The sequence below is a fragment of the Rahnella sp. CG8 genome (assembly GCF_023701875.1).
Taxonomy (GTDB): Bacteria; Pseudomonadota; Gammaproteobacteria; order Enterobacterales; family Enterobacteriaceae; genus Rahnella; species Rahnella aceris.
Window position 1 is genome coordinate 19,844 of sequence record NZ_JABAED010000033.1, and the last position, 26,158, is coordinate 46,001.

A 26,158-nucleotide genomic window follows, 5' to 3' on the forward strand; every position below is an offset into this window, starting at 1 on the left:
AACACTGGATAAATGTAATGTGTATCGTTTTTTGCGAGCCAGCTCACGCGCCACTACCGTCACTAAACCGCGTATTGTCTCGGGTTATTTGAACCGGCTCGCATTTTTGTGAGGACATTACAAAAGTCCAGTAAAACACAAATTTGTCCACTATGAGCGCCACAGCCAGCAGCCTATTGTTGAGGTCGATAGCCTTTCTGTATCTGCGGTTTTTGAAATGAAACCCCTGATATTTGCGATTTTCAGCCCGACACCGGTTTTCGTGGAGTTCATCATGAAAGACTTACTCAATATTCTAAAAAATACCCGCCAGCATCTGATGACTGGCGTGTCTCATATGATCCCCTTTGTGGTCGCGGGTGGCATTTTGCTGGCGGTCTCGGTGATGCTGTATGGCAAAGGTGCCGTACCGGACGCGGCAACCGATCCGAACCTGAAAAAGTTATTTGATATCGGCGTCGCCGGTTTAACCCTGATGGTGCCTTTTCTGGCGGCTTATATCGGTTATTCCATCTCTGACCGTTCCGCGCTCGCCCCTTCGGCAATCGGCGCCTGGGTCGGCGCCTCATTCGGCGCAGGATTTTTTGGCGCGATCATCGCCGGTTTGCTGGGCGGCATTATCGTTTTCTATCTTAAGAAGATCCGCGTACCGAAGATCCTGCGCTCGGTGATGCCGATCTTCGTGATCCCGATTATCGGCACCCTGCTGACTGCGGGGGTCATGATGTGGGGACTGGGCGAACCGGTTGGTTTGTTGACCACCTCCCTGACTCACTGGCTACAAGGCATGCAGCAGGGCAGCATTATTGTGCTCGCCATCATCATGGGGCTGATGCTGGCCTTCGACATGGGCGGACCTGTTAATAAAGTGGCCTACGCTTTCATGCTGATTTGCGTGGCACAGGGCGTGTATACCGTGGTGGCGATTGCCGCCGTGGCTATCGCGACACCGCCGCTGGGGCTGGGCTTTGCCACGCTGATTGGCCGTAAATACTATTCCACCGAAGAGCGCGAAGCGGGCAAAGCCGCCATGCTGATGGGCTGTGTCGGTATCACCGAAGGCGCCATACCTTTTGCCGCCGCTGATCCGTTGCGTGTCATTCCTTCCATCATGTTCGGTTCTGCTTGTGCGGCGGTGACTGCCGCCCTGGTTGGCGCGCAATGCTATGCCGGCTGGGGCGGGCTGATTGTACTGCCGGTCGTGCAGGGAAAACTGGGGTATATCGGCGCGCTGCTGGTCGGCATGGTTGTCACTGCACTGTGCGTCAACACGCTGAAATATCTGGCCGCCAAAAAGCAGTCGGCAAAAACGCGTCAGGAATCTGACCTTGATCTGGACTTCGAAATTAACTGAACCCAAAGGAAAACATCATGACTCACATTATTGCTGTCACCGCGTGCCCGTCCGGTGTTGCTCATACTTATATGGCGGCTGAAGCGATTGAACGTGCGGCAAAAGCTAAAGGCTGGGAATGCAAAGTTGAAACGCAGGGTTCAATCGGTCTGGAAAACGAACTGACGCCGGAAGATGTGGCGGCCGCCGACATCGTGATCCTGACCAAAGACATCGGTATCAAACAGGAAGAGCGTTTCAAAGGCAAAGTGACGGTGCGCGTGGCCATCAGCGATGCCGTAAAACGCGCAGATGCCATCATGGAAAAAATCGCAGCGCATCTCGCTAAAGCTGCTGTCACGGATTGATCCCAAGGAGAACGAGATGACTTCCCGCACAGAACGTCTTAAAGCCGCACTTTTCGCCAGCCCGCGTGAAATCTCGCTGGAACGTGCCCTGCTGTATACCGAAAGTCACCGCAGCACAGAAGGCGAACCCACGCTTTTGCGCCGCGCGAAAGCCACGGCATACATTCTGGATAACATTGAGATTGCCTTGCGTGAAGACGAGCTGATTGTCGGTAACCGTACGGTCAAACCACGTGCGGGGATCATCTCCCCTGAAATGGACCCCTGCTGGCTGCTGAAAGAGCTGGACACGTTTCCCACCCGTCCGCAGGACCGTTTCAACATTTCTGAGCAGGATAAACAGATTTACCGCAGGCAGCTTTTCCCTTACTGGGAATCGCATTCGATGAAGGATTTCATTAACAGCCAGATGCCGGAAGAAGTGAAAGCGGCCACTCAGACGCAGATTTTCAGTATCAACCAGACTGACAAAGGTCAGGGGCACATCATTATCGATTATCCCCGTCTGCTGAATTCGGGCCTGGATAGCTTAGTTTCAGAACTTCAGCAACACGTTGCCGGCGCACCGGATAATGCCTTTTATCAGGCAGCGCTGATGACACTGCAGGCAGCACAGCGGCATATTTTGCGCTACGCCGCGCTGGCAGAAGAGTTAGCAGAAGCCTGTCAGGACGACTCAAGAAAAAAAGAACTGGCGCGTATTGCCCGCATTTCGCGACATATTTCCGGCCATAAGCCACAGGATTTCTATCAGGCCTGCCAGCTGTTCTGGTATATGAATATCATTTTGCAATACGAATCCAATGCCAGTTCGCTGTCCCTCGGGCGCTTCGATCAGTACATGCTGCCGTTCTATCAGCACTCGCTGTCCCACGGCGAATCCCCGGCGTTTCTTAAAGAACTGCTGGAAAGCCTGTGGGTGAAATGCAACGACATCGTTCTGCTGCGCTCGTCGTCCAGCGCACGTTACTTCGCCGGATTCCCGACGGGTTACACCATTTTACTCGGCGGCCTGACCGACACCGGACGCAGCGCCGTCAATGTGTTGTCGTTCCTGTGCCTGGATGCCTATCAGAGTATTTGTCTGCCACAGCCTAACCTTGGCGTGAGAGTCAATGAACTGATCGACCGCCCGTTCCTGCTGAAAACCGCCGAAACAATCCGCCTCGGCACCGGCATTCCACAAATCTTTAATGATGAAGTGGTGGTTCCGGCATTTCTCAATCGTGGCGTGCGCCTTGAGGATGCGCGGGATTATGCGGTAGTGGGCTGCGTGGAATTATCCATCCCTGGCAAAACCTACGGGCTGCATGATATTGCCATGTTTAACCTGTTGAAAGTCATGGAACTGACGCTGCATGAAAATGAAGGAAACACCGCGATTACTTATCCTGAGCTGGTGGAACAGATCCGCCGGAAAATCAGCCATTACGTCAGGCTGATGGCGCAGGGCAGCAATATCTGTGATATCGGCCACCGCGACTGGGCACCGGTTCCGCTGCTGTCCTCCTTTATTACAGGTTGTCTGGACGGCGGCAAAGACATTACCGCTGGCGGCGCACGTTATAATTTTTCCGGTGTTCAGGGCATCGGCATCGCCAACCTCAGCGATTCCCTGTATGCGCTGAAAGGCATGGTGTTTGATCAGCAACGCCTTACCTTTGATGAATTACTGGCTTCGCTGAAAGAGAATTTTGCCAGCGAGGAAGGCCGCGCCATTCGCGCCCGCCTGATCAACCGCTTTGAGAAGTATGGCAACGACATTGATGAAGTCGATTTGATCAGTGCAGATTTGCTGCGTTTTTACTGTAAGGAAGTCGAGCAGTATCGCAATCCACGCGGTGGTCAGTTTACGCCGGGTTCTTATACTGTTTCCGCACACGTACCTTTAGGTGCGGTAGTCGGCGCAACGCCGGATGGCCGTTTTGCCGGTGAACAACTGGCAGATGGCGGACTTTCGCCAATGTTGGGCCAGGATCATCAGGGGCCAACGGCGGTACTGAAATCCGTCAGTAAACTCGACAATACACTGCTCTCCAACGGTACGCTGCTGAATGTGAAGTTCACGCCATCAACGCTTGAAGGCCAGCAGGGGCTGAATAAACTGGCCGATTTCCTCTGCGCGTTCACCCGCCTGAAGTTGCAGCATGTGCAGTTCAACGTGGTGAATGCTGAGCAGCTTCGTGAAGCGCAAAAACGTCCACAGGATTTTGCGGGGCTGGTCGTCAGGGTGGCGGGATACAGCGCGTTCTTTGTTGAGCTGTCAAAGGAGATCCAGGATGACATTATCGGCCGCACCGCGCACCAGCTCTGACCTGCGGATCCCTGTTATGGAAGCAACGGAAAGACGCGGGCGCATCTTCAACATTCAGCGTTTTTCACTCAACGATGGCCAGGGTATCCGTACCCTGGTTTTCTTCAAAGGTTGCCCCCACCGCTGTCCGTGGTGCGCCAACCCTGAATCGATGTCACCACGCATTCAGGTCATCAAAAGGCAGGCAAAATGCCTGAACTGCCGCACCTGTTTGCAGGATCCGAACGAATGTCCGAGTGGTGCAATGGAGTATGTCGGCGAAGATATTACGCTGCCGGACTTAATGACGCGCCTGCTCAAGGATGAGATTTTTTTCCGCTCGTCGGGCGGTGGTGTCACGCTTTCCGGCGGCGAAGTGCTGATGCAATACACATTTGCCGGTGAGTTGCTCAGGGAATTGCAGGCTTTAGGCATTCCGACAGCGATCGAAACGGCGGGCGATGCACCGCTGGGTCATCTTCTGACACTTGCTGATCACTGCGATCAGGTGTTGTATGACTTCAAGATAATGGATCCCGCTCAGGCACGAGCAGTGCTCAATATGGATCAGCCGCGTGTGTTGCAGAATTTCACGGCGCTGGCACGACGCGGCGTTAAGCTGCTGCCCCGCCTGCCGTTGATCCCCGGTTTCACGTTAACACTTGAAAATATGCAACAAATTCTGGATTTCCTGCAGCCCTTCAATTTAACTGAAATCCATCTGCTGCCCTTTCACAAATACGGCGAAGCGAAGTATCCGTTACTGGATAAAGCGTATTCAATGTATAAGACGACGGCACCGGATGCCGCAGCTATTGCGCCGTTTTATGCGATGGCCGAAAAATACGGTTATACCGTGACGCTCGGTGGATAAATTTTCTTAATCAGGGGAAACACTATGTCGCTCAAACTGGTCGCAGTAACCGCCTGTATCAGCGGTGTGGCGCATACTTATATGGCGGCAGAAAAGCTGGAAAAACTGTGTCAGCACGAAAAATGGCCGGTAAAAGTTGAAACTCAGGGTGCGCTGGGCCTCGAAAATGCACTGTCAGAAACCGACATTGCTCAGGCCGATGTTGTTCTTTTAGTCACTGAAATTCAACTGGAAAACGGTGAGCGATTTGCGCACAGCCGTTGCGTCCAAACCGGCATCCACACCTTTTTACGCACGCCGGAGAAAGTGATGGCTGCCGTAAAGAAACTCGCCACCTCGCCTCAGGGAACGAAAATCGTTCTGCCCTGACGATTACGACGCCCTATTTTCCAACTGGCTACGGTATTGCCGCCGGTATTCTGACGGAGAACGCTCAGTGCTTTTCCTGAACTGGCGGCAAAAATAGTTACTGTCGACAAAGCCACAGGCGTGCGCCACTTCCCTCACTTTCATGTCGTAGCCTTTCAACAAGTTCTTCGCCTGTTCAAGGCGGACATAATTCAGGTATTCGTTCAGCCCGATACCGCCGCTTTTCTGGAATAAATGCGACAGGTAATTTGGCGAAATATAGAAAGCCTTAGCGACAGAATCACGGGTCAGCGGCTCGCGGTAATGTTCTTCGATATACTGGCGAACGGCCTCAAAAAGCGCCTGACTGCGCGAGGCAGTTTTCACAAAGGAACTGAACAAGTCCAGCGCGTGGCTCAACAACCCTTTCACCAGAAACTGCGCCGTAGTCTGATCGCTGCGGTGCCAGGCCAGTTCGTTTAATGCCTGCAACATAAACGCCCCCACGCGCGGCCCGCGCCTGCCCACATTGCCTTTTTCGCCGGACGTAAACTGCGCGCCATCCCAGTTCAGCAGACTAAAGCCCAGTTGCTGCTTGCCAAATAACAGAGTCAGCGTGCGTACCGGTTCTTGCCATTGCGGGCTGTTCCAGCCTTTAGCGGGAATGAACAACACATCGCCCGCCAGCATGCGGACATCCTGATTGTTCCCCTGTTCGTCCTCGCATTTCATCATCTGCTCCCCTTCCAGAATCAGTTCCAGCCGGGGGAAATCGACCTGATAGGACAGTTCAGGCACGGAATGCTGAGCACCGGCAAAATACACCTGGCGGATACCGTGCGGATGTTCAAGTACTGGCGTTAAAAGGGGAAAAAGCAGATGGGTCATGGTCAGGCTACCTTTCAGCAGAATCACACCATGATAGCGAATCTGCGCCGGAGAAAGAAAAACAAGACCAAAATTTGCGGAAGAAGATGGAAATTCCGCCCCGCCAGGCGTTGCACATCCGGTGCAGCCTTCAGGCGGAAGGGTTCCACCTGTAAAGCGTCACGGGCATGTGTCACTTTCAGAGGGCGGACTGATGCGGCAATGGCACGGGGACGCAAAAAACTCAAATAAAAAGGGGGCACCGGAGTGCCCCAAACGTTTCAGCAACAACACAACGTAAATCTAGAGAGCGTTCACTCAGGCTTTCTCAGCACGCAGACGCCTGGCGGCTTTCACCATGTTTTCCAGCGACTCGCGGGTTTCCGGCCAGCCACGGGTTTTCAGGCCGCAGTCCGGGTTGACCCACAGGCGTTCTGCCGGAATACGATCTGCAGCTTTACGCAGCAGGTCTTCAATCCATTCCACACTGGGCACATTTGGCGAGTGAATGTCGTAAACGCCCGGCCCGATTTCGTTCGGATATTCGAAATCTTTAAACGACTCCAGCAAGTCCATATCGGAACGTGAGGTTTCGATAGTGATCACGTCAGCATCCAGTGCGGCAATGGAATCCATGATGTCGTTGAACTCGCAGTAACACATATGGGTATGGATCTGCGTGTCGTCACGGGCAATTGCGGCATTCAGTTTGAACGCATCCACCGCCCAGCGCAGGTACGCATTCCATTCAGACTGGCGCAATGGCAGGCCTTCCCGCAGTGCCGGTTCGTCAATCTGGATGATGCCGATACCGGCTTTTTCCAGATCTTCGACTTCATCACGCAGTGCCAGCGCGATTTGTTTGGCGATCGTTTCGCGGCTGACATCTTCACGCGGGAACGACCAGCACAGGATCGTAAGCGGGCCGGTCAGCATGCCTTTCACCGGTTTTTCGGTCAGAGACTGCGCGTACTTCGCCCACTCTACGGTGATCGCTTGCGGGCGGCTGACGTCGCCGATAATGACCGGAGGTTTCACACAACGTGAACCGTAGCTCTGTACCCAGCCGTTTTGCGTGAACACAAAACCGTCCAGATGTTCACCGAAGTATTCCACCATGTCATTACGTTCAGCTTCGCCGTGAACCAGCACGTCGATACCCAGACGTTCCTGTTCTTTGATGGCTTGCTTAATATGCTCACTGATACCGGTACGGTATTTAGTGTTATCCAGACGGCCTTGTTTAAAGTCCAGACGCAGGCCGCGGATTTCAGTGGTTTGCGGGAATGAACCGATGGTTGTGGTCGGCCATGCCGGCAGGTTGAAACGGGCACGCTGCGCTTTGGCGCGTTCGGTGTAAACATGCTGACGCTCAATATCCGCAGCAGTAATCGCGGCAACACGTTTACCGACGGCCGCATTGTTTACTCGGGTGGATTCACGACGGGCGCGGATTGGCGCGCTGTATTCCGCCAGTTTTTGCTGCGCTTCGGCGGTGGGATTGTTCAGGGCAGCGGTCAGCAACGCCAGTTCGGCACATTTTTGCAGGGCGAAGGCGAACCAGCTTTTCACTTCTTCATCCAGACGGCTTTCGACGCTTAAGTCGATCGGGCTGTGCAGCAGTGAACAGGAGCTGCCGATCCAGATTTTACGGTCTTCAACCAGTGGCTTCAGACGGTCAAACCAGGTACTGAGATCCGCGCGCCAGACGTTACGGCCATTGATGACCCCCAGAGAAATCAGCCAGTCTTTTGGCAGCGCGTTGATGACGGTTTGCAGATCGTCACGACCGGCGACGGCATCAATATGCAGACCCTGAACCGGTAACTGGCGAATGGTGTCGAGGTTGTGCCCGACGCTGTCGAAATAAGTGGTCAGCAGCAGTTTAGTTTTACTCTGTTCCAGCGCGGTGTAAGCCGGTTTGTACGCATCCAGCCATTCCTGCGGCAGTTCCAGAACCAGAGCCGGTTCGTCAATCTGCACCCATTCGATATCGCGTTTTGCCAGTTCAGCCAGAACCTGCTGATATACAGGCAGAATATCGTTGAGCAGGGAAAGACGGTCAAACTGTTCGCCCTTCACTTTGCCGAGCCAGAGATAAGTCAGCGGGCCCAGCAGAACAGGTTTCACTTTGTGGCCGAGCGCCAGCGCTTCGTCCACTTCTTCCAGCAGTTGTGTCCAGGCCAGTTTGAATTTCTGACCTTTCACGAACTCCGGCACCATGTAGTGATAGTTGGTGTTAAACCATTTGGTCATTTCCGCCGCGGCAGCCGGTTTACCGGTCGGCGCACGGCCACGGCCAAGGCGGAATAAAGTATCGAGATCAACAGAGCCATCGGCATTCTGATGACGGGCCGGTACGTTGCCCAGCAACAGGCTGGTGGTCAGTACGTGATCGTACCAGGCGAAATCGCCCACCGGCACCAAATCCACGCCTGCTTCAGCTTGTTGCTTCCAGTGACGGGCGCGCAGTTCACGTCCGGTTGCCAGCAGTTCTTCCTGAGTGGAATTGCCTGCCCAGTAGCTTTCTTGTGCTTTTTTAAGTTCACGACGCAGACCAACGCGTGGAAAACCCAGAGTGTGATTCAGTATCGTCATCTTTTAAATTCCTGTTTAGCCATCCAGATGTTTACACATCCATAATCCGCAGGTAGTGTATATTCCACAAGCGCAAATTATTCATGACACAGTGAAGGACTCTCATGATCGAACTGAAACACCTGCGAACGTTGCAAGCACTGCGCAACACCGGGTCACTGGCCGCAGCCGCCTCGCAGCTTCATCAGACCCAATCGGCCCTGTCGCACCAGTTCAGTGACCTTGAGCAACGCCTCGGTTTCAGATTGTTCGTGCGAAAAAGCCAGCCTCTGCGTTTTACCCCGCAGGGCGAAATCATGCTGAATCTGGCAGAACAGGTGCTGCCGCAAATTCAACAGGCATTGCAGGCATGCAATGAGCCGCACCAGACTTCACTGCGTATCGCGATTGAATGCCACAGTTGTATTCAGTGGCTGACGCCTGCACTGGATAACTTCCATCAGAACTGGCCGCAGGTGTTAATGGATTTCAAATCCGGCGTGACGTTCGACCCGCAGCCCGCCCTGCAACAGGGCGAGCTGGACATCGTATTAACCTCTGACATCCTGCCGCGCAGCGGTTTGCACTATTCCCCGATGTTCGATTTTGAAGTGCGTCTGGTGCTGGCACCGGATCATCCGCTGGCGACCAAAACGGTGATCACGCCGGAAGATCTCAGCACTGAAACGCTGATGATTTATCCGGTGCAACGCCAGCGTCTGGATATCTGGCGTCATTTCCTGCAACCGGCAGGCGTCAGCCCGTCACTGAAAAGTGTCGATAACACGTTGTTATTAATTCAGATGGTGTCGGCGAGAATGGGAATTGCAGCGTTACCGCACTGGGTAGTAGAGAGTTTTGAGCGCCAGGGTCTGGTGGTGACCAAAACCCTGGGCGATGGCTTATGGAGCCGCCTGTACGCCGCCGTACGTGACGGCGAACAGCGCCAGCCGGTGACGGAAGCCTTTATTCGTTCGGCGCGGCAGCACGCGTGCGATCATCTGCCGTTTGTGCGCGACGCGGCACGACCCAACGCCGGTGTACCCACAGTGAGGACATAATCACAGCGGCACCGATAATAAAGCTCGGCCAGTGCGGCTGCTGTTGCCAGATGGCCAGGTTAACCAGCAGCCCGGCCGGGACGTGAAAGTTGTTCATAATCCCCAGCGTTCCCGCATCGACCTGCGTCGCACCGTAGTTCCACATGAAATATCCCAGCCCTGAAGCGCCGATCCCCAGCCACACCAGAATGCCCCATTGCAGGTCAGTGGTCGGCAGTTTTTGCGGATTGCCCCACAGGAACCACGCCACCACCGCGCAAAGCAACGCGCCGATATAGAACCAGGAAAACGCCGTGTGCTGTGGCATCGGCCGGGTTTCCATCAGGCGTTTATAGCCCACCTGTCCGATGGCAAAACAGATATTCGCCGCCTGCACCAGTAATAAGCCAATAATGAAATGTTCGCTGATGTGGTCGTAACGGATAATCGCTGCACCCGCCACCGCCAGTAACGCACTGAGCGCATAACCGATGCGGATTTTGCGGCCACTGATCAGGTCATAAATCAGCGTGACGTACAGCGGCGTCATGACCGTAAACAGCAGGAATTCCGGCACAGACAGATACAGGTACGCCTCGAAGCTGATGAGATACATGATCCCGAGCTGCATTGCCCCCACCGCCATATACAACAGAATGGTCGTAAGCTGATGGCCTTTCCAGCGCAGGAACGGCAGGAAAACCAGCGCCGCCAGCCCTAAACGGACTAACACGGAAAATACGCTGTCGACCTGTCCGGCCAGATACACGCCAATCAGGCTGAAGGAAAAAGCCCACAAAATAGTGGTGATTATGAGTAAAGGCACGGCAATTGAGCCCTGTTGTCAGTGATAAGTGTGAAAGATGCACGATTGTAACGGAATGGGGAAAACCACGAAGTGCGAAGGTGGTTTACATCTGTTCAATTATAGAGCAAACGAGAGCAATACCACGCTTTGAGGGAAACGTGCGCTCAAATACCCCGTCCGGGGGCATGATGGCATACACTTAACGTATGACTGGAAACGGAGGATGAACTGATGAAATGTTTATATGGAATGCTCGCCGCGCTGCCGCTGCTGTTTGCCGTTCAGACCGCCAGTGCAGTCGAAAAGGTGCCGAACCCTAACGATCCGTTGCTGACCAATCCGTCGCAACAGCGCATGCAACAACAACAGCAAAACAATCAGCAAATGCAGAAACGTCAGCAGGAGCAGGATTTACGCACCAGCCAGCAGCAACAGCAGCTCAAGCTGAAGTCGCAAATCCAGAGCAATCAGCAACGATTGCAGATCCAGCAGAATAATCAAACGCTGGGGCAGAAGCTGAATCAGACACCTTAATATTCCGGGAGGCACTCAGTGCCTCTTAAATTCCTCATCGCCGTAATGCTGTACTGACTATTTACCTCCGGTAATATCACCACCAGAAACAATAAAAATATCCCTCCCCTTGCATTTATTATTAATGCTTTTATTATTCCCAACCGATAAGAATAAAGTCTTTCTGCCCCTGAATCAGCGCGGCTAATAAAACAGGATCCGCACCTGAAGACGCATTAATAGTGTTTTATAAAATTAAAAGGGAAATTATTGCATGAAAGTTTCAACAGGGATTACCGTAGTTGCTGCCAGTTTATTATTATCCGCCTGTGCGACGACCCAATCTGAAAAGATCTCTGCCGCCAATGGCAGCACTATTGGCCTGTACTCAGGTTTTGCCTCGGCAGATATGAATAATAACCGCTCGCCTGATGTGTATTTGCGTGAAGTCACGCCCTCTTACACCGCTGCGGGCGTTGGACTTAATGTCCTGACTTCTGTGCTTGCCGGCGGTATTGCCGTGAATACCTTCAGTAAGGAAAACCTGAAAGGGTCTGAAATCAAAACCCTGCCTGAACCGACGAAAAACTATCTGACACCCCGGGCCAGGCCGCTCATCACAAACTGGCTGCAAAAAAATGGCAACGGCTATCAGTATAAAAACAATCTGAATATTGTGGCTGCACAGTGGTTACTGGTTTATAAAGACCTCTCCAGCGCCAACTCGGACTACGAGTTGCGTTACACCATTAAATTCTATAAAAAGCCTGAAGATGCGAATATGTTCTCCGCATGGGTTATTGCAGAATGTACGCCAACTGTCGTGACCGCCCCGCTTGCTGACTGGCAGGAAAATAACTATGCGCTGGTCACCAAAACCACAGAGAAATATATGGATTCCTGCCTGCTGGAACTGGATAACCAACTCCCGCGCCTGCTCAAACACTGAGTATTCTCAGCGGTAAAATAATTAAGGCGCGGGATCCGCGCCTTATTCCTGTCAGATAAAATCCGGCCCGATCACATCAATCTTATCGGTACAAATACAGTCCACGCCCCAGCCCAGCAATTCGCGGGCACGCGCCGGATTATTCACCGTGTACACCAGAATATGCAGCCCGGCGTCTTTGATGGCTTTAACCCGTTCTTCGTTGAGCAATTTGTGATTAAGATGCAGGGAAACGCATTCCAGTTCGTCAGTCAGCGCTTTCCAGTTTTCGTGCCATTCGTCGATCAGCAAGCCACGCGGTAATTCCGGTGCGGCTTTTTTGGCGGCAACCAGCGCGTCGAATTCAAACGAGGAAAGCAACGGCGGAACGGCCTGATCTTTCCACAACTCCCGGGCGGCCAGCGCGACGTCGGTGCCGGTTTTCTCATCGGTTCCGGTGGTGGGTTTGATCTCAATATTCACCATCATGTGATGGCGCGCACAGCGTTCGGCTACCTGCGCCAGCAGCGGTAATTTCTCGCCTTTAAAAGCGGCGCTGTACCAGTTACCGGCATCGAGCTTTTCGAGTTTTTCCCACGGCAATTCACCGGCCACGCCCCAGCCGTTGCTGGTGCGGTTCAGGGTATCGTCATGCAACAGGAAGATTTCCCCGCCTTGCGCCAGTTTGGCGTCAAATTCGATCATGGTGTGACCGTATCTGGCGCCCGTGTCGATGGCCGCCAGTGTATTTTCCGGTGCCAGTGCGCCGCCACCACGGTGTGCCACAATGCGAGGATATGGCCAGGCTTTCATGTTTATTCCATCCGTAATCCGCTGTGAGTATCGAAAAAGTGTAACGCTTTCGCCGGGAAATCCAAGCGCAACAGCGAGCCTGCTGTCGGGAACACTTCATGGGATAAACGCACCACGACACCGCTGTCCGCCAGTTTGCCGTGCGCCAGATTATCCGCGCCCAGCAGTTCCAGCGTATTCAGCACCATCGGGATCCCCTTCTGCGAATCATCAGTCAGATGAATATGTTCAGGACGGATGCCCACTGTCAGTTCGCGGCCTCCCCATTCCGGGCGTGGAACCGGCAGCGGCAGTTCGAATCCGTCTTCCATTACCAGCGATGTACCGTCAGTGGTCAGCTGGCCCGGCAACAAATTCATGGCCGGAGAACCGATAAAGCTGGCGACAAACAGACTTGCCGGACGGCGGTAAACTTCAGACGGCGTACCGATTTGTTCGGCAATGCCTTTGTTCATCACGATCACACGTTCCGCCAGCGTCATGGCTTCGACCTGATCGTGCGTGACGTACAAACTGGTGGTACGCAAACGGCGGTGAAGCTGTTGCAGTTCAAGGCGCATCTGCACACGCAGTTTAGCGTCGAGATTGGACAGCGGTTCATCAAACAGGAATACCGCCGGTTCACGCACGATAGCGCGTCCCATCGCTACACGCTGACGCTGCCCGCCGGAAAGCTCACGCGGTTTGCGTTTCAGCAACGGGCCGAGTTCAAGAATACGGGCCGCTTCCTCGACGCGGGCGAGGATCTGCGCTTTACCGAAGCCGCGAATTTTCAGGCCATATGCCATGTTGTCGAACACGCTCATATGCGGATACAGCGCATAGTTCTGGAACACCATCGCAATACCGCGATCTTTCGGTTCCAGTTCGGTGACGCGCTGGTCGTTGATATAGATATCACCGGAGGTAGTGCGCTCCAGCCCGGCAACCATACGCAGCAGGGTGGATTTTCCGCAGCCCGACGGCCCGACCATCACGATGAATTCACCGTCGGCGACGTCCAGATCAATGCTCTGGATAATCTGGTTTTTGCCGTCGTAGGATTTGGTCACTGCCTGTAATTTCAAATTTGCCATTTCAGTTTACTTCTCACTGTCTACCAGACCGCGCACAAACCAGCGCTGCATCAGGAGCACCACCGCCAGCGGTGGCAATAAGGTCAGGATCATGGCCGCCATCACCTGATTCCATTGGGTCGAGCCGTCGCCGGAGGAAATCATGCTTTTAATCCCCGCCACCGCCGTGCCCATCGAGACATCGCTGGTGATCAGGATCGGCCACAAATATTGGTTCCAGCCATAGATGAAGGTAATGACGAACAGTGCCGCAAGATTGGTTTTCGACAGCGGCAGCACAATGTCCCAGAAGAAGCGCATCGCGCCCGCGCCGTCGATACGCGCCGCCTCCAGCAGCTCATCCGGTAAGGTCATAAAGAACTGGCGGAACAGGAAGGTGGCGGTCGCCGAGGCCATCAGCGGCAACGTCAGGCCGGTGTAACTGTCGAGCATATGCAGATTGGCGATCACCTGGACGGTCGGGAAAATACGCACTTCCACCGGAAGCATCAGCGTCATGAAAATCAGCCAGAAGAACAGGTTACGCAGCGGAAAGCGGAAGTAGACAATGGCGTAAGCCGAGAGCATCGACACCGAAATTTTACCGACGGTGATAACCATCGCCATGATGAAGCTGTTGATCAGCATCCGTCCGAATGCCGGACTGCTGTTACCCGCCCCCTGCGTCCAGATCGTGGTGATGTTTTCCCACAAGTGCGTGCCGGGGATCAGCGTCATCGGCACGTCAAAAATCTGTTTGTTGTCCAGCGACGCTGCCACAAACGCGACGTACAGCGGAAAGAGGATCACCAGCACGCCGAGCAGCAGCATGATGTGGCTGAAGATATCCAGCCCTCTGCGGTTTTCAATCATTGATAACGCACCTTACGCTCGACAAAGCGAAACTGAATGAACGTCAGGCCGCAAACCAGCAGCATCAGAATCACGGACTGGGCGGCAGAACTGGACAAGTCCAGACCGGAGAAACCTTCGCGATATACTTTGTAAATCAGGGTGGTGGTCGCCTGCATCGGGCCACCGGCCGTCGCAGCATCAATCACCGGGAAAGTATCGAAGAAGGCGTACACCAGATTGACCACCAGCAGGAAGAAACTGACCGGCGAAATCAGCGGCAATACCAGATTGAAGAAACGGCGAACCGGGCCTGCGCCATCGATAGCCGCTGCTTCCACCAGCGATTTAGGAATCGACTGCAACGCTGCCAGGAAGAACAGGAAGTTGTAACTGACTTGCTTCCAGACCGATGCCAGTACCACCAGGAACATCGCCTGACCGCTGTTTTGCGCGTGGTTCCAGTTGTAGCCTATCGAGCCGAGGAAATGAGTAATCAGGCCCAGACCGGGGCTGAACAAGAACATCCACAAGACGGCGGCCACCGCAGGCGCAACGGCGTATGGCAGGATCATCAGCGTCTGATAAATCCGGCTGCCGCGCACAACGTGATCGACCAGCGCCGCGAAAAACAGCGAAACGGCCAGCCCGATAAACGCCACCATAAAACTGAATTTCAGCGTGGTGTAGAAAGAATCGAGATAGTACGAGTCCTGAAAAAGCTGCACGAAGTTAGTCAGACCGGCAAAGGTACTGGATAAGCCGAACGGATCCAGCGTCTGCACCGAATACCACAGCGCCTGACCGGCAGGCCACAGGAAGAATATCGCGGTGATTAACAGCTGCGGCAAAACCAGCGCGTAGGGCAACCAGCTGCAACCAAAACCGGGACGGTGTGAACTCATGATGGTTTACTCGTTGATATAAAAGACTCCCCGAAAGGGAGCAAACCAGGTTGGTTTTGAATTTGGCTTTTGGCTCCTCCCCCTGCGAAGGGGGAGGTTGGGAGGGGGTTTGGCAAGCGACTGAGTTGTCTTTAATACCCCACCCCAGCCCTCCCCTTCGCAGGGGTGGGAGCAAAACTGGATTACTTAGTAGAAGCTTCGAAGCGACGTAACAGTAAGTTCCCGCGCTGTACTGCAGTGTCTAACGCTTCTTTGGCCGTTTTCTTGCCGCTCCACACGCTTTCCAGTTCTTCATCCAGGATGGTACGGATCTGAGGCATGTTGCCCAGACGCAGACCTTTGGTGAACGGCAACGGTGGCTTGTTCAGCATCTGGCGGGTGGCGACGTCAGAACCCGGGTTCTTCTCGTAGAAGCCTTCTTTCCTGGTCAGCTCATACGCGGCAGTCGTCACCGGCAGATAACCGGTTTTCTGATGCCATTCGGCTGCGATTTCCGGCGTGGTCAGGAATTGCAGGAATTCGGCAACGCCTTTGTAGGTGTCTTTGTCTTTGCCGTTCATCACCCACAGGCTTGCACCGCCGATGATGGCGTTTTGTGGTGCGCCTTTGATATCTGCGTCGTAAGGCATCATGCCTACGCCGTAGTTGAATTTAGAATACTGACGGATGTCAGCCAGTGAACCGGAAGACGCGGTAGTCATCGCGCAATCGCCGTTATAGAACTTGGCGGTGGATTCGTCTTTACGACCAAAATAGGTGAAATCACCTTTCTTGTTCATATCTTCAAGCATCTGGATGTGTTTGATTTGCTCTGGTTTGTTGAATTCCAGAACCGCATCGGTGCCATCGAAGCCGTTGTTTTTGGTGGCGATTGGCAGACCGTGCCAGGCACTGAAGTTCTCAATCTGGATCCAACCCTGCCAGCCGCTGGCGTAACCACATTTCATGCCCGCTTCACGCAATTTCTCGGTGTACGCAGCCATATCCTGCCAGGTTTTCGGCGGCTGATCCGGGTTCAGACCGGCTTTCTTAAAGGCATCTTTGTTGTAATACAGCACAGGCGTGGAGCTGTTGAAAGGCTGAGACAGCAGACGGCCTTTGGAATCGGAGTAATAACCGGAAACGGTCGGCACGAACTGGGAAACGTCTTCTTTAATGCCCGCATCGCTGAACACTTCGTAAACCGGTTTGATGGCTTTGCTGGCCATCATGGTCGCGGTGCCCACTTCGTAAACCTGCAAAATCGCAGGCGCATTACCGGTGCGGTACGCGGCAATACCGGCCGCCAGGCTTTCGTCGTATTTGCCTTTGTAGACAGGCATGATTTTGACATCAGGGTGCGTCTGGTTAAAACGGTCCGCCAGCGAGTTCACTTCTTTGCCTAATTCGCCGTCCATAGAGTGCCAGAAAGGGATTTCTGTCACAGCGAAAGCATTGGCGCTGAAAGCCAGCGTCAGCGCGGTGCCAATGACCGTTTTTTTGAGGTTGATGAACATGCCTGTCTCCTGAATTCTGCTGGTGTGCTGCAAGTGCAGCCTGAAGTAAGCCGGGTAGAGTCGGGAGGTAAAATGACACGGAAAAATGACAATAAGGTTACGGGAAAGTTAAGCGGGGATGACAGACAGATGGCAGAAAATGAGGTTCATGCCGGTTAAACGTTAGGAAAAACCGTCCGCAGGACGGCTTATCTTATTAGATTTATGCTACGGTGCGTTCATTCCAACTGTCTTTAAATATTATGTTCCCATCGACATATTTCCATTGAATTGACTCATAGCGCATTTCAATATTTTCCAGATGCGTTCCTGTTCCCGAACCGGGATGAAGGCTAGGAGTAATTCCGGTGATCTTCACATTTTCCATGCGAATGTTGAAATACTCTGCTTCTACACCCGCGTCTAATATGTGATACATCTTAAACTCAGCAGATTTAAGCGTAATTCCCTGACTAATCGTACGGTAAAGTATTGGCGTCGTGCGATCAAATTCCTTTTGAAATAATATCGGTGTATGAATACGCGTACCTGTCAATTTCCCAGTATTTCTATCCGTCGGAACTGTCAGGTGGTGTGAAAGTGATTTCACTTCAATAGAACCCACACGCCCGTGAACATTACAACTTCCGATAACAGGAGAACCATTTTCATCCGTTAACCACAAATAAGCAGGATTAGACATTTTTATTTCCTTAATTTAATGTTTCGGCTTTTTTTTCCTATAGCCTTCTATTTTTCCGATGCACTTTGATACAAAGAAGAAACAAACCAGCCATCCTGCGGCATAAACGAATTTCATAGGCCACACAACTGGCAGCATAAGGCTTCCGATTAACCCGCCAACAAAAAGCACAGATTCAAAAAAATCCCATACGTTGACGACGGCAAATATCACCCATTTCGCTGCGCCTTTTGCGACAACAAGAAGCGGTTTATTGTGTGACATGCAGTTTTCGCCCTACAGCATCGATTATCCTGTCAAACGCAGGCTGTCCGCGCGTAGCACCTATGTGCACCGCATCAATGAACGGCTTAACAGCGGGTTCAAAAAGAAAGTAGGTAAGGTCATAATCATGGGGTCGAAGGAGCCAGTAAATCTCCGGTGCTTCGATGGCAAGGCTTTCTGATTTTCTTATTGAGCGCTCACTCATTCCCCCTATAAGCAAAATCATCGTCACCCTGCCAATCCAGTTTTTGGCACTTTGTGCACCGATAAATGACACTCTCGCCAGCACAGCAGCACCAATCACCGCAATAAGTTTCGCGGTAAGTAAACGCCCGGCAATCGAGGATGCCACGCCACGATAGACATTATTTTGTTTGGTCACTGAAGCATATTTATCGAATTCTTTAAATATGATCTCTACCGCATTTGTTATATGCTTGTAATTGAGTATGTCATTATGTATTGCTTCAGCCATGCGAAAACGCTGTGTCTGATGTGCAAAACGGGAATCTGTATCAAAATATCCTATGGCCAGGTAACCCATATCTAAAGGAACGGTAAGCGCTCCATTTATTAATCCGGTAATTGTGGCTGGGGACATGATGATATCTGAAATTCTATTTGCAACATCGTCTATATCACTTGAAACGTTATTGATATCTGCCACGATAAACCTCCCTGATTTCGTGTTGATATGACCTTAATACAATAAGGGTTAAATGACCAAGTGTTATAAATTCAATTTTTTTTATTAAATGTGCGGTATACCGTGGAATATCAGGGAGCAATATGAATGAGGTACTGTACCTGCCAGCAACTGCCCCTGGCTGTCTGGCAGATAGAGGTTTACCCTTAAACGACCCCACTTCTTCTGGCGCCAGAGCGACGGAGCAAAAATAAAGCGCCTTGTATAAACAAAGCGCCTTAGATGAGAAATACGGGAAAATTACAGGGCGCGTTTCAAACGGGCGACTGCCTCGTGCATTTGCTCTTCGGTCGCGGTGGCGAATGACAGACGGAAGGTCGAGTGATCCGGATTATCGGCATAGAAGAATTCCCCCGGGACAAACACCACGCCCTGCTCCAGCGTCTTTTTCATCCAGTCAGCGCAGTTACGCGGCTCGCGGAAACGCGCCCACAGGAACATGCCGCCTTTCGGATATTCAAACGTCAGCACATCGCCCAGCTCGCGTTCCAGCAGTCCGGCCATGATCTGGCATTTATTTTTATACGCCGCACGGATGGTTTCGATCTGCTTCGGCAGACGACCCAGACCGAGATAATATTCCGCAATGGTCTGCGACAGCGCGCTGGCATGCAGATCTGCGGCCTGTTTGATGATGGCGACTTTATGCAGCAACCAGTCTGGCATAATGACCCAGCCCAGACGCAGGCCCGGCGCCAGAATTTTGGAAAACGTTGAGGTATAGATGATGTTATCCGCGTGACCAAACATCGCTTTCGACAGCTCAAACAGCGTCGGCTGGCGTTCGTCGGTGAAACGCAGTTCGCCGTACGGGTCATCTTCGACAATCAGGAATTCGTGCTGTGCTGCCAGTTTCACCAGTTGCTCACGACGGGCACGGCTCAGGGTTACGCCGCTCGGGTTTCCGAACGTTGGCACCAGATACACGCCTTTAATCTTCTGCGTTTTTAGGCGTTCCGCCAGCTCATCAACAATCATGCCGTCGCCATCAGAACCGACGGACAGCAGTTTAGCTTCAGCCAGTTCCAGGGTTTGTAACGCCGCCAGATAGGTCGGGCGCTCCACCACGAAAACATCATCGGGGTTCACCACGGCGCGCATCACCAAGTCCAGCGCCTGCTGGGAGCCTGCAGTGACCACGATATCTTCAGGCTGCGCAACCACACCACGCTCCTGACAAAGCTCAGCAATACGCTCACGCAGCGTATAACTGCCTTCGGTCAGACCATACTGGAATGCATGTTCCGGCTGTTCAGTAATGGCCAGCTGTGTGGCTTCACGCAGGCCGTCGAAATCAAAAAGCGCCGAAGAAGGAATACCACCCGCCAGCGAAATAACGCCTTCCATCTTGCTATGTTTCAGCAATTCCCGGATGGCTGAACTTTTAAGCCTGACCATACGGGCGGCGAGTAAACCTTCTGTGTTCATGACATGTTCCTGATGATGTGCAAAGTTATACGAATGTAAGAGATGTTAATTTATAGACAAAATAAAAACCGCAAAGCGCTTGCCGTGCGGTTTGTTAGATTTAACACAGATTTTTAAAATCCGATGCCAATTTATGCGCCAAGATAGGCCGCACGCACCGCTTCGTTCGCCAGCAATGCCGCACCGGTATCTTCCAGCACCACATGACCATTCTCCAGAACGTAACCACGATCAGCGAGTTTCAGCGCCTGATTGGCGTTTTGCTCGACCAGGAAGATGGTCATTCCTTCTTCGCGCAATTGCTGGATAGTATCGAAAATCTGCTGGATGATGATGGGCGCCAGCCCCAGCGACGGCTCATCGAGCAGCAGCAAACGTGGCTGGCTCATCAGCGCACGGCCAATCGCCAGCATCTGTTGCTCACCGCCGGACATGGTGCCTGACCGCTGCACACGACGCTCTTTCAGGCGCGGGAACAACGTAAACACGCGCTCCAGCCGTTCCTGATACTGATCGCGTGTGGCAAAGAAACCGCCCATCGCCAGATTCTCTTCCACCGTCATGCGTGAGAACACGCGGCGGCCTTCCGGCACAATCGCGATATCGCCACGCATGATTTTGGCGGTCTGCCACTGCGTGATGTCTTTTCCTTCGAAAATAATCGAGCCATTCGTCGCACGTGGTTCGCCACATAAACTGCCAAGTAGTGTGGTTTTACCCGCGCCGTTCGCGCCGATCAGCGTGACGATTTCCCCTTTATTAATACTCAGGCTGACTTCATGCAGCGCCTGAATTTTGCCGTAATGGGCGGATACCTGATTAAATGACAACATCTTGTTCTGTCCCTTAGCCTTCGCCCATTAACCTTCGCCTAAATAGGCGCGGATCACGTCAGGATTATTACGAATTTCAGCCGGTGTGCCTTGTGCCAGCGGCGTGCCCTGATTCACTACGTAGATGCGGTCGGAAATACCCATTACGAGTTTCATGTCGTGCTCAATCAGCAGAACAGACACGTTGTGCTGGTTACGCAATTCGGCAATCAGCTGGTTCAGCTCTTCGGTTTCACGCGGGTTAAGACCGGCAGCCGGTTCGTCGAGCATCAGGATTTCAGGACGCGTCACCATGCAGCGGACAATTTCCAGACGGCGTTGCTGGCCGTAAGCCAGATTACCCGCCTGACGGTTTGCCAGCTCGAGCAATCCGACACGTTCCAGCCAGTCAGCAGCGCGATCCAAAGCATCGGCTTCAGCGCGACGGAAGCCCGGCGTTTTGAACAGCCCAGCCAGCACGCCGCTTTTCAGGTGCTGATGCTGCGCGACCAGCAGGTTTTCGATCACCGTCATTTCACGGAACAGACGCACGTGCTGGAAAGTACGTACCACGCCCATGCGGGCAATTTTCTGCCCCGGTAAACCTTCCAGATGCTGATCACGCAGTTTAATGGTGCCGCCGCTCGGTTTGTAGAAACCGGTCAGGCAGTTAAATACCGTGGTTTTACCGGCACCGTTCGGGCCGATCAGCGAAACAATTTCGCCCTGATTGAGGTTCAGCGCCACATTGTTGACCGCCAGCAGGCCGCCAAAACGCATCATCAACCCTTCAACCGCTAACAGAGGTTGCGTACTCATGCCTTTTCCCCCTGATCTGCGATTTGTTGCTTAGACAGCTTCAGTTTCAGTTGCGGGCGCTTCATCGGCAGTAAGCCCTGCGGACGCCAGATCATCATCAGCACCATTAATGCGCCGAGCAGCAACATGCTGTACTCGTTGAGATCACGCATCAGTTCGCGGGAAACCACCAGCAAAATAGCCGCCAGAATGACTGCAAACTGCGAGCCCATCCCGCCGAGCACGACGATAGCCAGCACGAAGGCGGATTCCGCAAAGGTGAAGGATTCCGGGCTGACAAAGCCCTGACGCGCCGCAAACAGCGTACCGGCAAAACCGGCAAACGCAGCGCTGATGGTGAACGCGGTCAGTTTGATGCGGGTCGGGTTCAGGCCCAGTGAACGGCAGGCAATTTCATCTTCACGCAAGGCTTCCCATGCACGGCCGAGCGGCATACGCAGCAAACGGTTGATGATGAACAATGTGGCGATCACCAGCAACAGCGCCACCATGTACAGGAAAATAATGCGGTCGCTGGGATCATACGTAACATTAAAGAAGTTGCTGAAGGTATCCCAGCCGCCGTCGCGCGGTGTCCGGCTGAATTCCAGCCCGAACAGCGTGGGTTTCGGGATCTGGCTGATGCCGTTCGGTCCGCCGGTCAGTTCGGTATTATTGAGCAGCAGGATGCGGACGATTTCCCCAAAGCCCAGCGTCACAATCGCCAGATAGTCACCGCGCAGCCGCAGAACCGGGAAGCCAAGCAGGAAACCAAACGCCGCCGATACCAGACCGGCCAGCGGTAAGGCTTCCCAGAATCCGATGCCGTAATAGTGATTGAGCAGCGCGTAGGTGTAAGCGCCGATGGCATAAAAGCCGCCGTAACCCAGCACCAGCAGGCCGGACAATCCGACCACCACGTTCAGACCGAGGCCGAGCATTATGTAGATGAGCGTCAGCGTGGCGATATCCACCGTGCCGCGCGAGACGATAAACGGCCAGGCGATAGCGGCGATAATCAGCACCAGCGCCAGCAGTTTTTGTTTCGGCGTCGAGCCATCAAAGCTCGGCAAAACCCAGCCCGGACCCGAGACCTTTTTCAGGCCGCTGCTGACCATCGGGCGGAATAGCTGGAATACGAACACGATGGCGCAGCCGATGGCAATCCACGTCCAGCGCACTTCACCGGCGCCGTTGACCACCAGTTTTGTGCCGTCGAGGCTCAGCTGCAATCCCATGATGAATGCGGCCAGCACCAGCAGGACGAAAGCGGAGACCAGCGCATTTAACAGATTCAGGCGCTTCATACTTTCTCAACCTCCGGACGACCCAGAATACCGGTCGGCAGCACCAGCAACACGACGATCAGCAGTGCAAAGGAAACCACGTCTTTGTATTCGGTGCTCAGATACGCTGAGGTCAGCGCTTCAGCCACGCCCAGAATCAGGCCGCCGATCATCGCCCCCGGAATACTGCCGATCCCACCAAGAACCGCGGCGGTGAAAGCTTTCATACCGGCCATGAAGCCGATATACGGATTGATTACGCCGTAGAACTGACCGAGCAGAACGCCCGCTACGGCCGCCATTAACGCGCCAATGACGAAGGTTAGCGAAATCACGCGGTCAGTGCTGATCCCCAGCAGGCTGGCCATTTTGAGGTCTTCGGCGCAGGCACGACAGGCGCGACCCATACGCGAATAACGGATGAACAGCGTCAGCGCCAGCATCGCGACAAACGTGACGACCCAGATAATCAGCTGCATGGTGCTGATGGTCGCCGCAAAGCCGTTGGTTTCACCCAGTTTCCACTGGCCGGTCACCAGACTCGGTAAGGCGAGATCGCGTGAGCCCTGCGTGAGGCTGACGTAGTTTTGCAGAAAAATTGACATCCCGATGGCAGAAATCAGTGCAATCAACCGCTTGGAGTTACGCACCGGCTTATACGCCACGCGTTCAATACTCCAGCCATAGGCACTGGAAATTACAATCGCGGCGATAAAACCGGCACCGATCAGCAACCAGCTGGCGTCGATACCCATCATCATCAGGGCGGCGATAACAATAAAGGAGACATAACTGCCGATCATATACACCTCGCCGTGGGCGAAGTTGATCATGCCGATAATGCCGTAAACCATGGTGTAACCAATGGCGATCAGCGCATAAGTACTGCCCAACGTGACACCGTTGAACATCTGCTGAATGAAATAGAGGAACTGCTCTGACATACCCTATCCTTATTAATCAAGGGTTTGATAACTTGTGCTACTCCTCCCCCTGCGAAGGGGGAGGTTGGGAGGGGGTTTTGCAAACAACGCCGTTGCCATTACTACCCCACCCCAGCCCTCCCCTTCGCAGGGGAGGGAGCGGAGAACCACTTTGGTGCGGTTTTATTTGATTGGGGTAGACGTGCCGTCTTTATGCCACTCGAAAATACCGAATTCGAATCCTTTCAGGTCACCTTTTGCATCCCAGCTCAGCGGGCCCATCACGGTATCCACTGGCGCTGATTTCAGGTTTTTGGCGATATCTGCCGGTTCCATGCTGCCGCTGCGTTCCATACCGGTAGTCAGCGCCTGCAATGCGGCGTAAGTCGTCCAGACGAACGGACCGGTTGGATCCAGTTTCTTGGCTTTCAGGGCATCCACAATTGGCTGGTTAGCCGGTACCTGATCATAACGTTTTGGCAGGGTCACCAGCATGCCTTCAGAAGCATCACCGGCAATGTTAGACAGTGAGGAGTTGCCCACACCTTCCGGGCCCATGAATTTAGCTGCCAGACCGGCTTGTTTTGACTGACGCAGGATCTGCCCCATTTCCGGGTAATAGCCGCCGAAATAAACGAAATCGACGTTTTCTTTCTTCAGACGCGCCACCAGTGTGGAGAAGTCTTTGTCGCCTGCGGTCACGCCTTCAAACAGGACAACGTTGCCGCCGCCTTTTTTCAGCGCATCCTGTACAGAACGGGCCAGGCCTTCACCGTATTGCTGTTTATCATGCACCACGGCGATACGTTTTGGTTTGATAGTGTCGAGGATGTATTTCGCTGCGGTCGGGCCTTGATCAGAATCCAGGCCAGTAGTGCGCATCACCATTTTATAACCACGGGTGGTCAGGTCAGCGTTAGTCGCCGCCGGGGTGATCATCAGCACGCCTTCATCTTCATAGATGTCGGAAGCGGGCTGAGTGGAAGAAGAACACAGGTGACCGATCACGTAACGAATACCGTCGTTGATCACTTTGTTGGCAACCGCAACGGCTTGTTTCGGATCACAGGCATCGTCATATTCCACGCCAACCAGTTTGTCGCCCTTCACGCCGCCTTTGGCATTGATATCAGCGATCGCTTGTTTTGCCCCCGTAAACTCCATGTCACCGTACTGGGCGACCGGACCTGACATAGCACCGACAATGGCGACTTTGATGTCTTTTGCGAACGCCGCCTGACTCATTGCTATTGCAATACACCCTGCCAGCCAGATCTTACCCTTTGTTACTTTCATCCGATTACCCCGTTCATGTGTGTGTTGTGGTTTGCTCTTTGTTGCCTGTTCAAAACATCATCACTTAGGAAATTTAGTATAAGTAATAACGAGTTACCGGCTTATTTCGTCTTATTTTCGAATAAGACTTTATAATTCATATCATTAAACAGGAATTTTCTTCTGCAAATCAAATAGCACAATCAGAAATATGAGGTGTAAACAGAATTTTATTTGGCTGAAAAGGCGGTGTAGATTTAAACAATCAGTCGTTAACACTGGCTTTATTGATTAAAGCCAACATTTATCGCTTATGCAGAGATCACTAAAAAACTTTTCGACCTGTTACTGTACAAAAAAAGTTACGCCCGATTTCTAGTGGATTCCGCTACACTGACGCTCCCTTTTTCTGACCTTGCGCATCATGAAATTAACTATCCAAAAACTGACGTCGCTCAGCGTGCAGGACCTGATCGACCTGGCAAAAATCTGGCCGGAGCAAACTGAAAGTGACTGGCAAGCCAGCCTGCAAAATAACCGCGCGCTGTTCGCTGCGGTGTTTAATGAACGCATTCTGGGCGCAGTGAAAATCAGGCTCGACGGTAATCAGGCTGAACTGAGTGATTTGCTGGTGCGCGAAGTCACGCGCCGTCGCGGTGTCGGATTGTATCTGATGGAAGATGTGCAGGCGCAACTGCCGCAGGTGGAAAGCTGGACGATGAAAGCGGATCCGGAACCCGTGCTGGATGCATTTATGCTGGCCTGCGGTTTTGTACGTGAAGGCAATGTCTGGAAAAAATCCTGAGCACAGCCTGCCCGCGCGGATTTTCAGTCATAAAAAATCTATGGTCACCCCCTTTTTTGCAACGTTGATTTTGATTTATGATGGGCTTGCTTAAATCTATACGGCGTCT

26 protein-coding genes are annotated in these 26,158 nt (G+C 53.0%); 9 read left to right on the forward strand and 17 right to left on the reverse strand.

Features of this window, described 5'->3' with window-relative positions; translation table 11 throughout:
* The first annotated feature begins 274 nt into the window (after window positions 1–274).
* The 5 genes from HGO41_RS22225 to HGO41_RS22245 are packed head-to-tail and all read left to right on the forward strand — an operon-like array spanning window position 275 to window position 5,237.
* A complete protein-coding gene (locus HGO41_RS22225) occupies window positions 275–1,354 on the forward strand; it encodes a PTS fructose transporter subunit EIIC (protein WP_013577444.1) in 1,080 nt (359 codons plus the stop codon).
* 17 nt (window positions 1,355–1,371) lie between these two features.
* A complete protein-coding gene (locus HGO41_RS22230) occupies window positions 1,372–1,701 on the forward strand; it encodes a PTS fructose-like transporter subunit IIB (RefSeq protein ID WP_013577445.1) in 330 nt (109 codons plus the stop codon).
* 16 nt (window positions 1,702–1,717) lie between these two features.
* Complete coding sequence (locus HGO41_RS22235) at window positions 1,718–4,015, forward strand: formate C-acetyltransferase (RefSeq protein WP_250981475.1); 2,298 nt, start codon at window positions 1,718–1,720, stop codon at window positions 4,013–4,015.
* Complete coding sequence (locus HGO41_RS22240) at window positions 3,981–4,868, forward strand: [formate-C-acetyltransferase]-activating enzyme (protein ID WP_250981476.1); 888 nt, start codon at window positions 3,981–3,983, stop codon at window positions 4,866–4,868. Before HGO41_RS22235 ends, HGO41_RS22240 begins: the two co-directional genes overlap by 35 nt.
* A 24-nt stretch (window positions 4,869–4,892) precedes the next feature.
* Window positions 4,893–5,237 carry a PTS fructose-like transporter subunit IIB gene (locus HGO41_RS22245; protein ID WP_013577448.1) on the forward strand — a complete coding sequence of 115 codons (345 nt, stop codon included), beginning with the start codon at window positions 4,893–4,895 and terminating at the stop codon, window positions 5,235–5,237.
* A 3-nt stretch (window positions 5,238–5,240) separates the two neighbouring features.
* Here the strand turns inward: HGO41_RS22245 and HGO41_RS22250 are convergent, their stop codons facing one another.
* Together HGO41_RS22250 and metE are read right to left on the reverse strand one after the other, a co-directional pair.
* The gene (locus HGO41_RS22250) at window positions 5,241–6,104 is read right to left on the reverse strand and encodes an AraC family transcriptional regulator (protein WP_217216822.1); all 864 of its coding nucleotides are present in this window, start codon (window positions 6,102–6,104) and stop codon (window positions 5,241–5,243) included.
* 297 nt (window positions 6,105–6,401) lie between these two features.
* Window positions 6,402–8,681 carry a 5-methyltetrahydropteroyltriglutamate--homocysteine S-methyltransferase gene (gene metE / locus HGO41_RS22255; RefSeq protein WP_119262170.1) on the reverse strand — a complete coding sequence of 760 codons (2,280 nt, stop codon included), beginning with the start codon at window positions 8,679–8,681 and terminating at the stop codon, window positions 6,402–6,404.
* 104 nt (window positions 8,682–8,785) lie between these two features.
* Here metE and metR point away from each other — a divergent pair, with 104 nt between their 5' ends.
* A complete protein-coding gene (gene metR, locus HGO41_RS22260) occupies window positions 8,786–9,721 on the forward strand; it encodes an HTH-type transcriptional regulator MetR (RefSeq protein ID WP_013577451.1) in 936 nt (311 codons plus the stop codon).
* Here the strand turns inward: metR and HGO41_RS22265 are convergent.
* Complete coding sequence (locus HGO41_RS22265; RefSeq protein WP_013577452.1) at window positions 9,627–10,526, reverse strand: carboxylate/amino acid/amine transporter; 900 nt, start codon at window positions 10,524–10,526, stop codon at window positions 9,627–9,629. The genes metR and HGO41_RS22265 overlap by 95 nt on opposite strands.
* Window positions 10,527–10,739: 213 nt before the next feature.
* Here HGO41_RS22265 and HGO41_RS22270 point away from each other — a divergent pair, with 213 nt between their 5' ends.
* Both HGO41_RS22270 and HGO41_RS22275 read left to right on the forward strand, forming a co-directional pair.
* On the forward strand, window positions 10,740–11,042 hold the full coding sequence (locus HGO41_RS22270; RefSeq protein ID WP_013577453.1) for a DUF2756 domain-containing protein: 303 nt from the start codon (window positions 10,740–10,742) through the stop codon (window positions 11,040–11,042).
* A gap of 253 nt (window positions 11,043–11,295) precedes the next feature.
* Window positions 11,296–11,970: a hypothetical protein gene (locus tag HGO41_RS22275; RefSeq protein ID WP_112152568.1), complete on the forward strand. Its 675-nt coding sequence runs from the start codon at window positions 11,296–11,298 to the stop codon at window positions 11,968–11,970.
* Between the two features lie 51 nt (window positions 11,971–12,021).
* Here the strand turns inward: HGO41_RS22275 and ugpQ are convergent, their stop codons facing one another.
* The 14 genes from ugpQ to HGO41_RS22345 all read right to left on the reverse strand — a co-directional run bounded on the left by ugpQ (window position 12,022) and on the right by HGO41_RS22345 (window position 25,265).
* The gene (ugpQ, locus tag HGO41_RS22280) at window positions 12,022–12,762 is read right to left on the reverse strand and encodes a glycerophosphodiester phosphodiesterase (protein WP_013577455.1); all 741 of its coding nucleotides are present in this window, start codon (window positions 12,760–12,762) and stop codon (window positions 12,022–12,024) included.
* A 2-nt stretch (window positions 12,763–12,764) separates the two neighbouring features.
* Window positions 12,765–13,838, reverse strand: a complete 1,074-nt coding sequence (locus tag HGO41_RS22285) for a sn-glycerol-3-phosphate import ATP-binding protein UgpC (RefSeq protein ID WP_047607693.1) — start codon at window positions 13,836–13,838, stop codon at window positions 12,765–12,767.
* Window positions 13,839–13,844: 6 nt separating this feature from the next.
* Window positions 13,845–14,690, reverse strand: coding sequence for a sn-glycerol-3-phosphate ABC transporter permease UgpE (ugpE, locus tag HGO41_RS22290; RefSeq protein ID WP_013577457.1), 846 nt, complete (start codon window positions 14,688–14,690; stop codon window positions 13,845–13,847).
* Window positions 14,687–15,574 (reverse strand): sn-glycerol-3-phosphate ABC transporter permease UgpA, encoded by an 888-nt coding sequence (ugpA, locus tag HGO41_RS22295; protein ID WP_013577458.1) that lies wholly within the window; start codon window positions 15,572–15,574, stop codon window positions 14,687–14,689. The genes ugpE and ugpA overlap by 4 nt, the downstream gene beginning before the upstream one ends.
* Before the next feature lie 182 nt (window positions 15,575–15,756).
* Window positions 15,757–17,070 carry a sn-glycerol-3-phosphate ABC transporter substrate-binding protein UgpB gene (gene ugpB, locus HGO41_RS22300; protein WP_013577459.1) on the reverse strand — a complete coding sequence of 438 codons (1,314 nt, stop codon included), beginning with the start codon at window positions 17,068–17,070 and terminating at the stop codon, window positions 15,757–15,759.
* 202 nt (window positions 17,071–17,272) lie between these two features.
* Window positions 17,273–17,752, reverse strand: coding sequence for an Hcp family type VI secretion system effector (locus HGO41_RS22305; RefSeq protein WP_013577460.1), 480 nt, complete (start codon window positions 17,750–17,752; stop codon window positions 17,273–17,275).
* A gap of 15 nt (window positions 17,753–17,767) precedes the next feature.
* Complete coding sequence (locus HGO41_RS22310) at window positions 17,768–18,016, reverse strand: hypothetical protein (protein ID WP_013577461.1); 249 nt, start codon at window positions 18,014–18,016, stop codon at window positions 17,768–17,770.
* Window positions 18,003–18,683, reverse strand: coding sequence for an Ssp6 family T6SS pore-forming effector (locus HGO41_RS22315; RefSeq protein WP_013577462.1), 681 nt, complete (start codon window positions 18,681–18,683; stop codon window positions 18,003–18,005). Before HGO41_RS22315 ends, HGO41_RS22310 begins: the two co-directional genes overlap by 14 nt.
* Window positions 18,684–18,962: 279 nt before the next feature.
* A complete protein-coding gene (locus HGO41_RS22320) occupies window positions 18,963–20,150 on the reverse strand; it encodes an aminotransferase-like domain-containing protein (RefSeq protein WP_013577463.1) in 1,188 nt (395 codons plus the stop codon).
* 131 nt (window positions 20,151–20,281) lie between these two features.
* The gene (livF, locus tag HGO41_RS22325) at window positions 20,282–20,983 is read right to left on the reverse strand and encodes a high-affinity branched-chain amino acid ABC transporter ATP-binding protein LivF (RefSeq protein ID WP_013577464.1); all 702 of its coding nucleotides are present in this window, start codon (window positions 20,981–20,983) and stop codon (window positions 20,282–20,284) included.
* Between the two features lie 27 nt (window positions 20,984–21,010).
* Window positions 21,011–21,781, reverse strand: a complete 771-nt coding sequence (gene livG, locus HGO41_RS22330; RefSeq protein ID WP_013577465.1) for a high-affinity branched-chain amino acid ABC transporter ATP-binding protein LivG — start codon at window positions 21,779–21,781, stop codon at window positions 21,011–21,013.
* Window positions 21,778–23,067 carry a high-affinity branched-chain amino acid ABC transporter permease LivM gene (locus HGO41_RS22335; protein ID WP_037035404.1) on the reverse strand — a complete coding sequence of 430 codons (1,290 nt, stop codon included), beginning with the start codon at window positions 23,065–23,067 and terminating at the stop codon, window positions 21,778–21,780. The genes livG and HGO41_RS22335 overlap by 4 nt, the downstream gene beginning before the upstream one ends.
* Window positions 23,064–23,990 carry a high-affinity branched-chain amino acid ABC transporter permease LivH gene (gene livH / locus HGO41_RS22340; RefSeq protein ID WP_013577467.1) on the reverse strand — a complete coding sequence of 309 codons (927 nt, stop codon included), beginning with the start codon at window positions 23,988–23,990 and terminating at the stop codon, window positions 23,064–23,066. Before livH ends, HGO41_RS22335 begins: the two co-directional genes overlap by 4 nt.
* 162 nt (window positions 23,991–24,152) lie before the next feature.
* The gene (locus HGO41_RS22345; protein ID WP_112152571.1) at window positions 24,153–25,265 is read right to left on the reverse strand and encodes a branched-chain amino acid ABC transporter substrate-binding protein; all 1,113 of its coding nucleotides are present in this window, start codon (window positions 25,263–25,265) and stop codon (window positions 24,153–24,155) included.
* A 403-nt stretch (window positions 25,266–25,668) separates the two neighbouring features.
* Between HGO41_RS22345 and panM the strand changes: the two genes are divergently transcribed.
* Complete coding sequence (gene panM / locus HGO41_RS22350; RefSeq protein WP_013577469.1) at window positions 25,669–26,049, forward strand: aspartate 1-decarboxylase autocleavage activator PanM; 381 nt, start codon at window positions 25,669–25,671, stop codon at window positions 26,047–26,049.
* The last annotated feature ends 109 nt before the right edge of the window (window positions 26,050–26,158 follow it).

Coding starts and splice junctions, on each gene's coding strand:
- HGO41_RS22225 (WP_013577444.1), top strand. CDS start 275: ATGAAAGACTTACTCAATATTCTAAAAAATACCCGCCAGCATCTGATG.
- HGO41_RS22230 (WP_013577445.1), top strand. CDS start 1,372: ATGACTCACATTATTGCTGTCACCGCGTGCCCGTCCGGTGTTGCTCAT.
- HGO41_RS22235 (WP_250981475.1), top strand. CDS start 1,718: ATGACTTCCCGCACAGAACGTCTTAAAGCCGCACTTTTCGCCAGCCCG.
- HGO41_RS22240 (WP_250981476.1), top strand. CDS start 3,981: ATGACATTATCGGCCGCACCGCGCACCAGCTCTGACCTGCGGATCCCT.
- HGO41_RS22245 (WP_013577448.1), top strand. CDS start 4,893: ATGTCGCTCAAACTGGTCGCAGTAACCGCCTGTATCAGCGGTGTGGCG.
- HGO41_RS22250 (WP_217216822.1), bottom strand. CDS start 6,104: ATGACCCATCTGCTTTTTCCCCTTTTAACGCCAGTACTTGAACATCCG.
- metE (WP_119262170.1), bottom strand. CDS start 8,681: ATGACGATACTGAATCACACTCTGGGTTTTCCACGCGTTGGTCTGCGT.
- metR (WP_013577451.1), top strand. CDS start 8,786: ATGATCGAACTGAAACACCTGCGAACGTTGCAAGCACTGCGCAACACC.
- HGO41_RS22270 (WP_013577453.1), top strand. CDS start 10,740: ATGAAATGTTTATATGGAATGCTCGCCGCGCTGCCGCTGCTGTTTGCC.
- HGO41_RS22275 (WP_112152568.1), top strand. CDS start 11,296: ATGAAAGTTTCAACAGGGATTACCGTAGTTGCTGCCAGTTTATTATTA.
- ugpQ (WP_013577455.1), bottom strand. CDS start 12,762: ATGAAAGCCTGGCCATATCCTCGCATTGTGGCACACCGTGGTGGCGGC.
- HGO41_RS22285 (WP_047607693.1), bottom strand. CDS start 13,838: ATGGCAAATTTGAAATTACAGGCAGTGACCAAATCCTACGACGGCAAA.
- ugpE (WP_013577457.1), bottom strand. CDS start 14,690: ATGATTGAAAACCGCAGAGGGCTGGATATCTTCAGCCACATCATGCTG.
- ugpA (WP_013577458.1), bottom strand. CDS start 15,574: ATGAGTTCACACCGTCCCGGTTTTGGTTGCAGCTGGTTGCCCTACGCG.
- ugpB (WP_013577459.1), bottom strand. CDS start 17,070: ATGTTCATCAACCTCAAAAAAACGGTCATTGGCACCGCGCTGACGCTG.
- HGO41_RS22305 (WP_013577460.1), bottom strand. CDS start 17,752: ATGTCTAATCCTGCTTATTTGTGGTTAACGGATGAAAATGGTTCTCCT.
- HGO41_RS22310 (WP_013577461.1), bottom strand. CDS start 18,016: ATGTCACACAATAAACCGCTTCTTGTTGTCGCAAAAGGCGCAGCGAAA.
- HGO41_RS22320 (WP_013577463.1), bottom strand. CDS start 20,150: ATGAACACAGAAGGTTTACTCGCCGCCCGTATGGTCAGGCTTAAAAGT.
- livF (WP_013577464.1), bottom strand. CDS start 20,983: ATGTTGTCATTTAATCAGGTATCCGCCCATTACGGCAAAATTCAGGCG.
- livG (WP_013577465.1), bottom strand. CDS start 21,781: ATGAGTACGCAACCTCTGTTAGCGGTTGAAGGGTTGATGATGCGTTTT.
- HGO41_RS22335 (WP_037035404.1), bottom strand. CDS start 23,067: ATGAAGCGCCTGAATCTGTTAAATGCGCTGGTCTCCGCTTTCGTCCTG.
- livH (WP_013577467.1), bottom strand. CDS start 23,990: ATGTCAGAGCAGTTCCTCTATTTCATTCAGCAGATGTTCAACGGTGTC.
- HGO41_RS22345 (WP_112152571.1), bottom strand. CDS start 25,265: ATGAAAGTAACAAAGGGTAAGATCTGGCTGGCAGGGTGTATTGCAATA.
- panM (WP_013577469.1), top strand. CDS start 25,669: ATGAAATTAACTATCCAAAAACTGACGTCGCTCAGCGTGCAGGACCTG.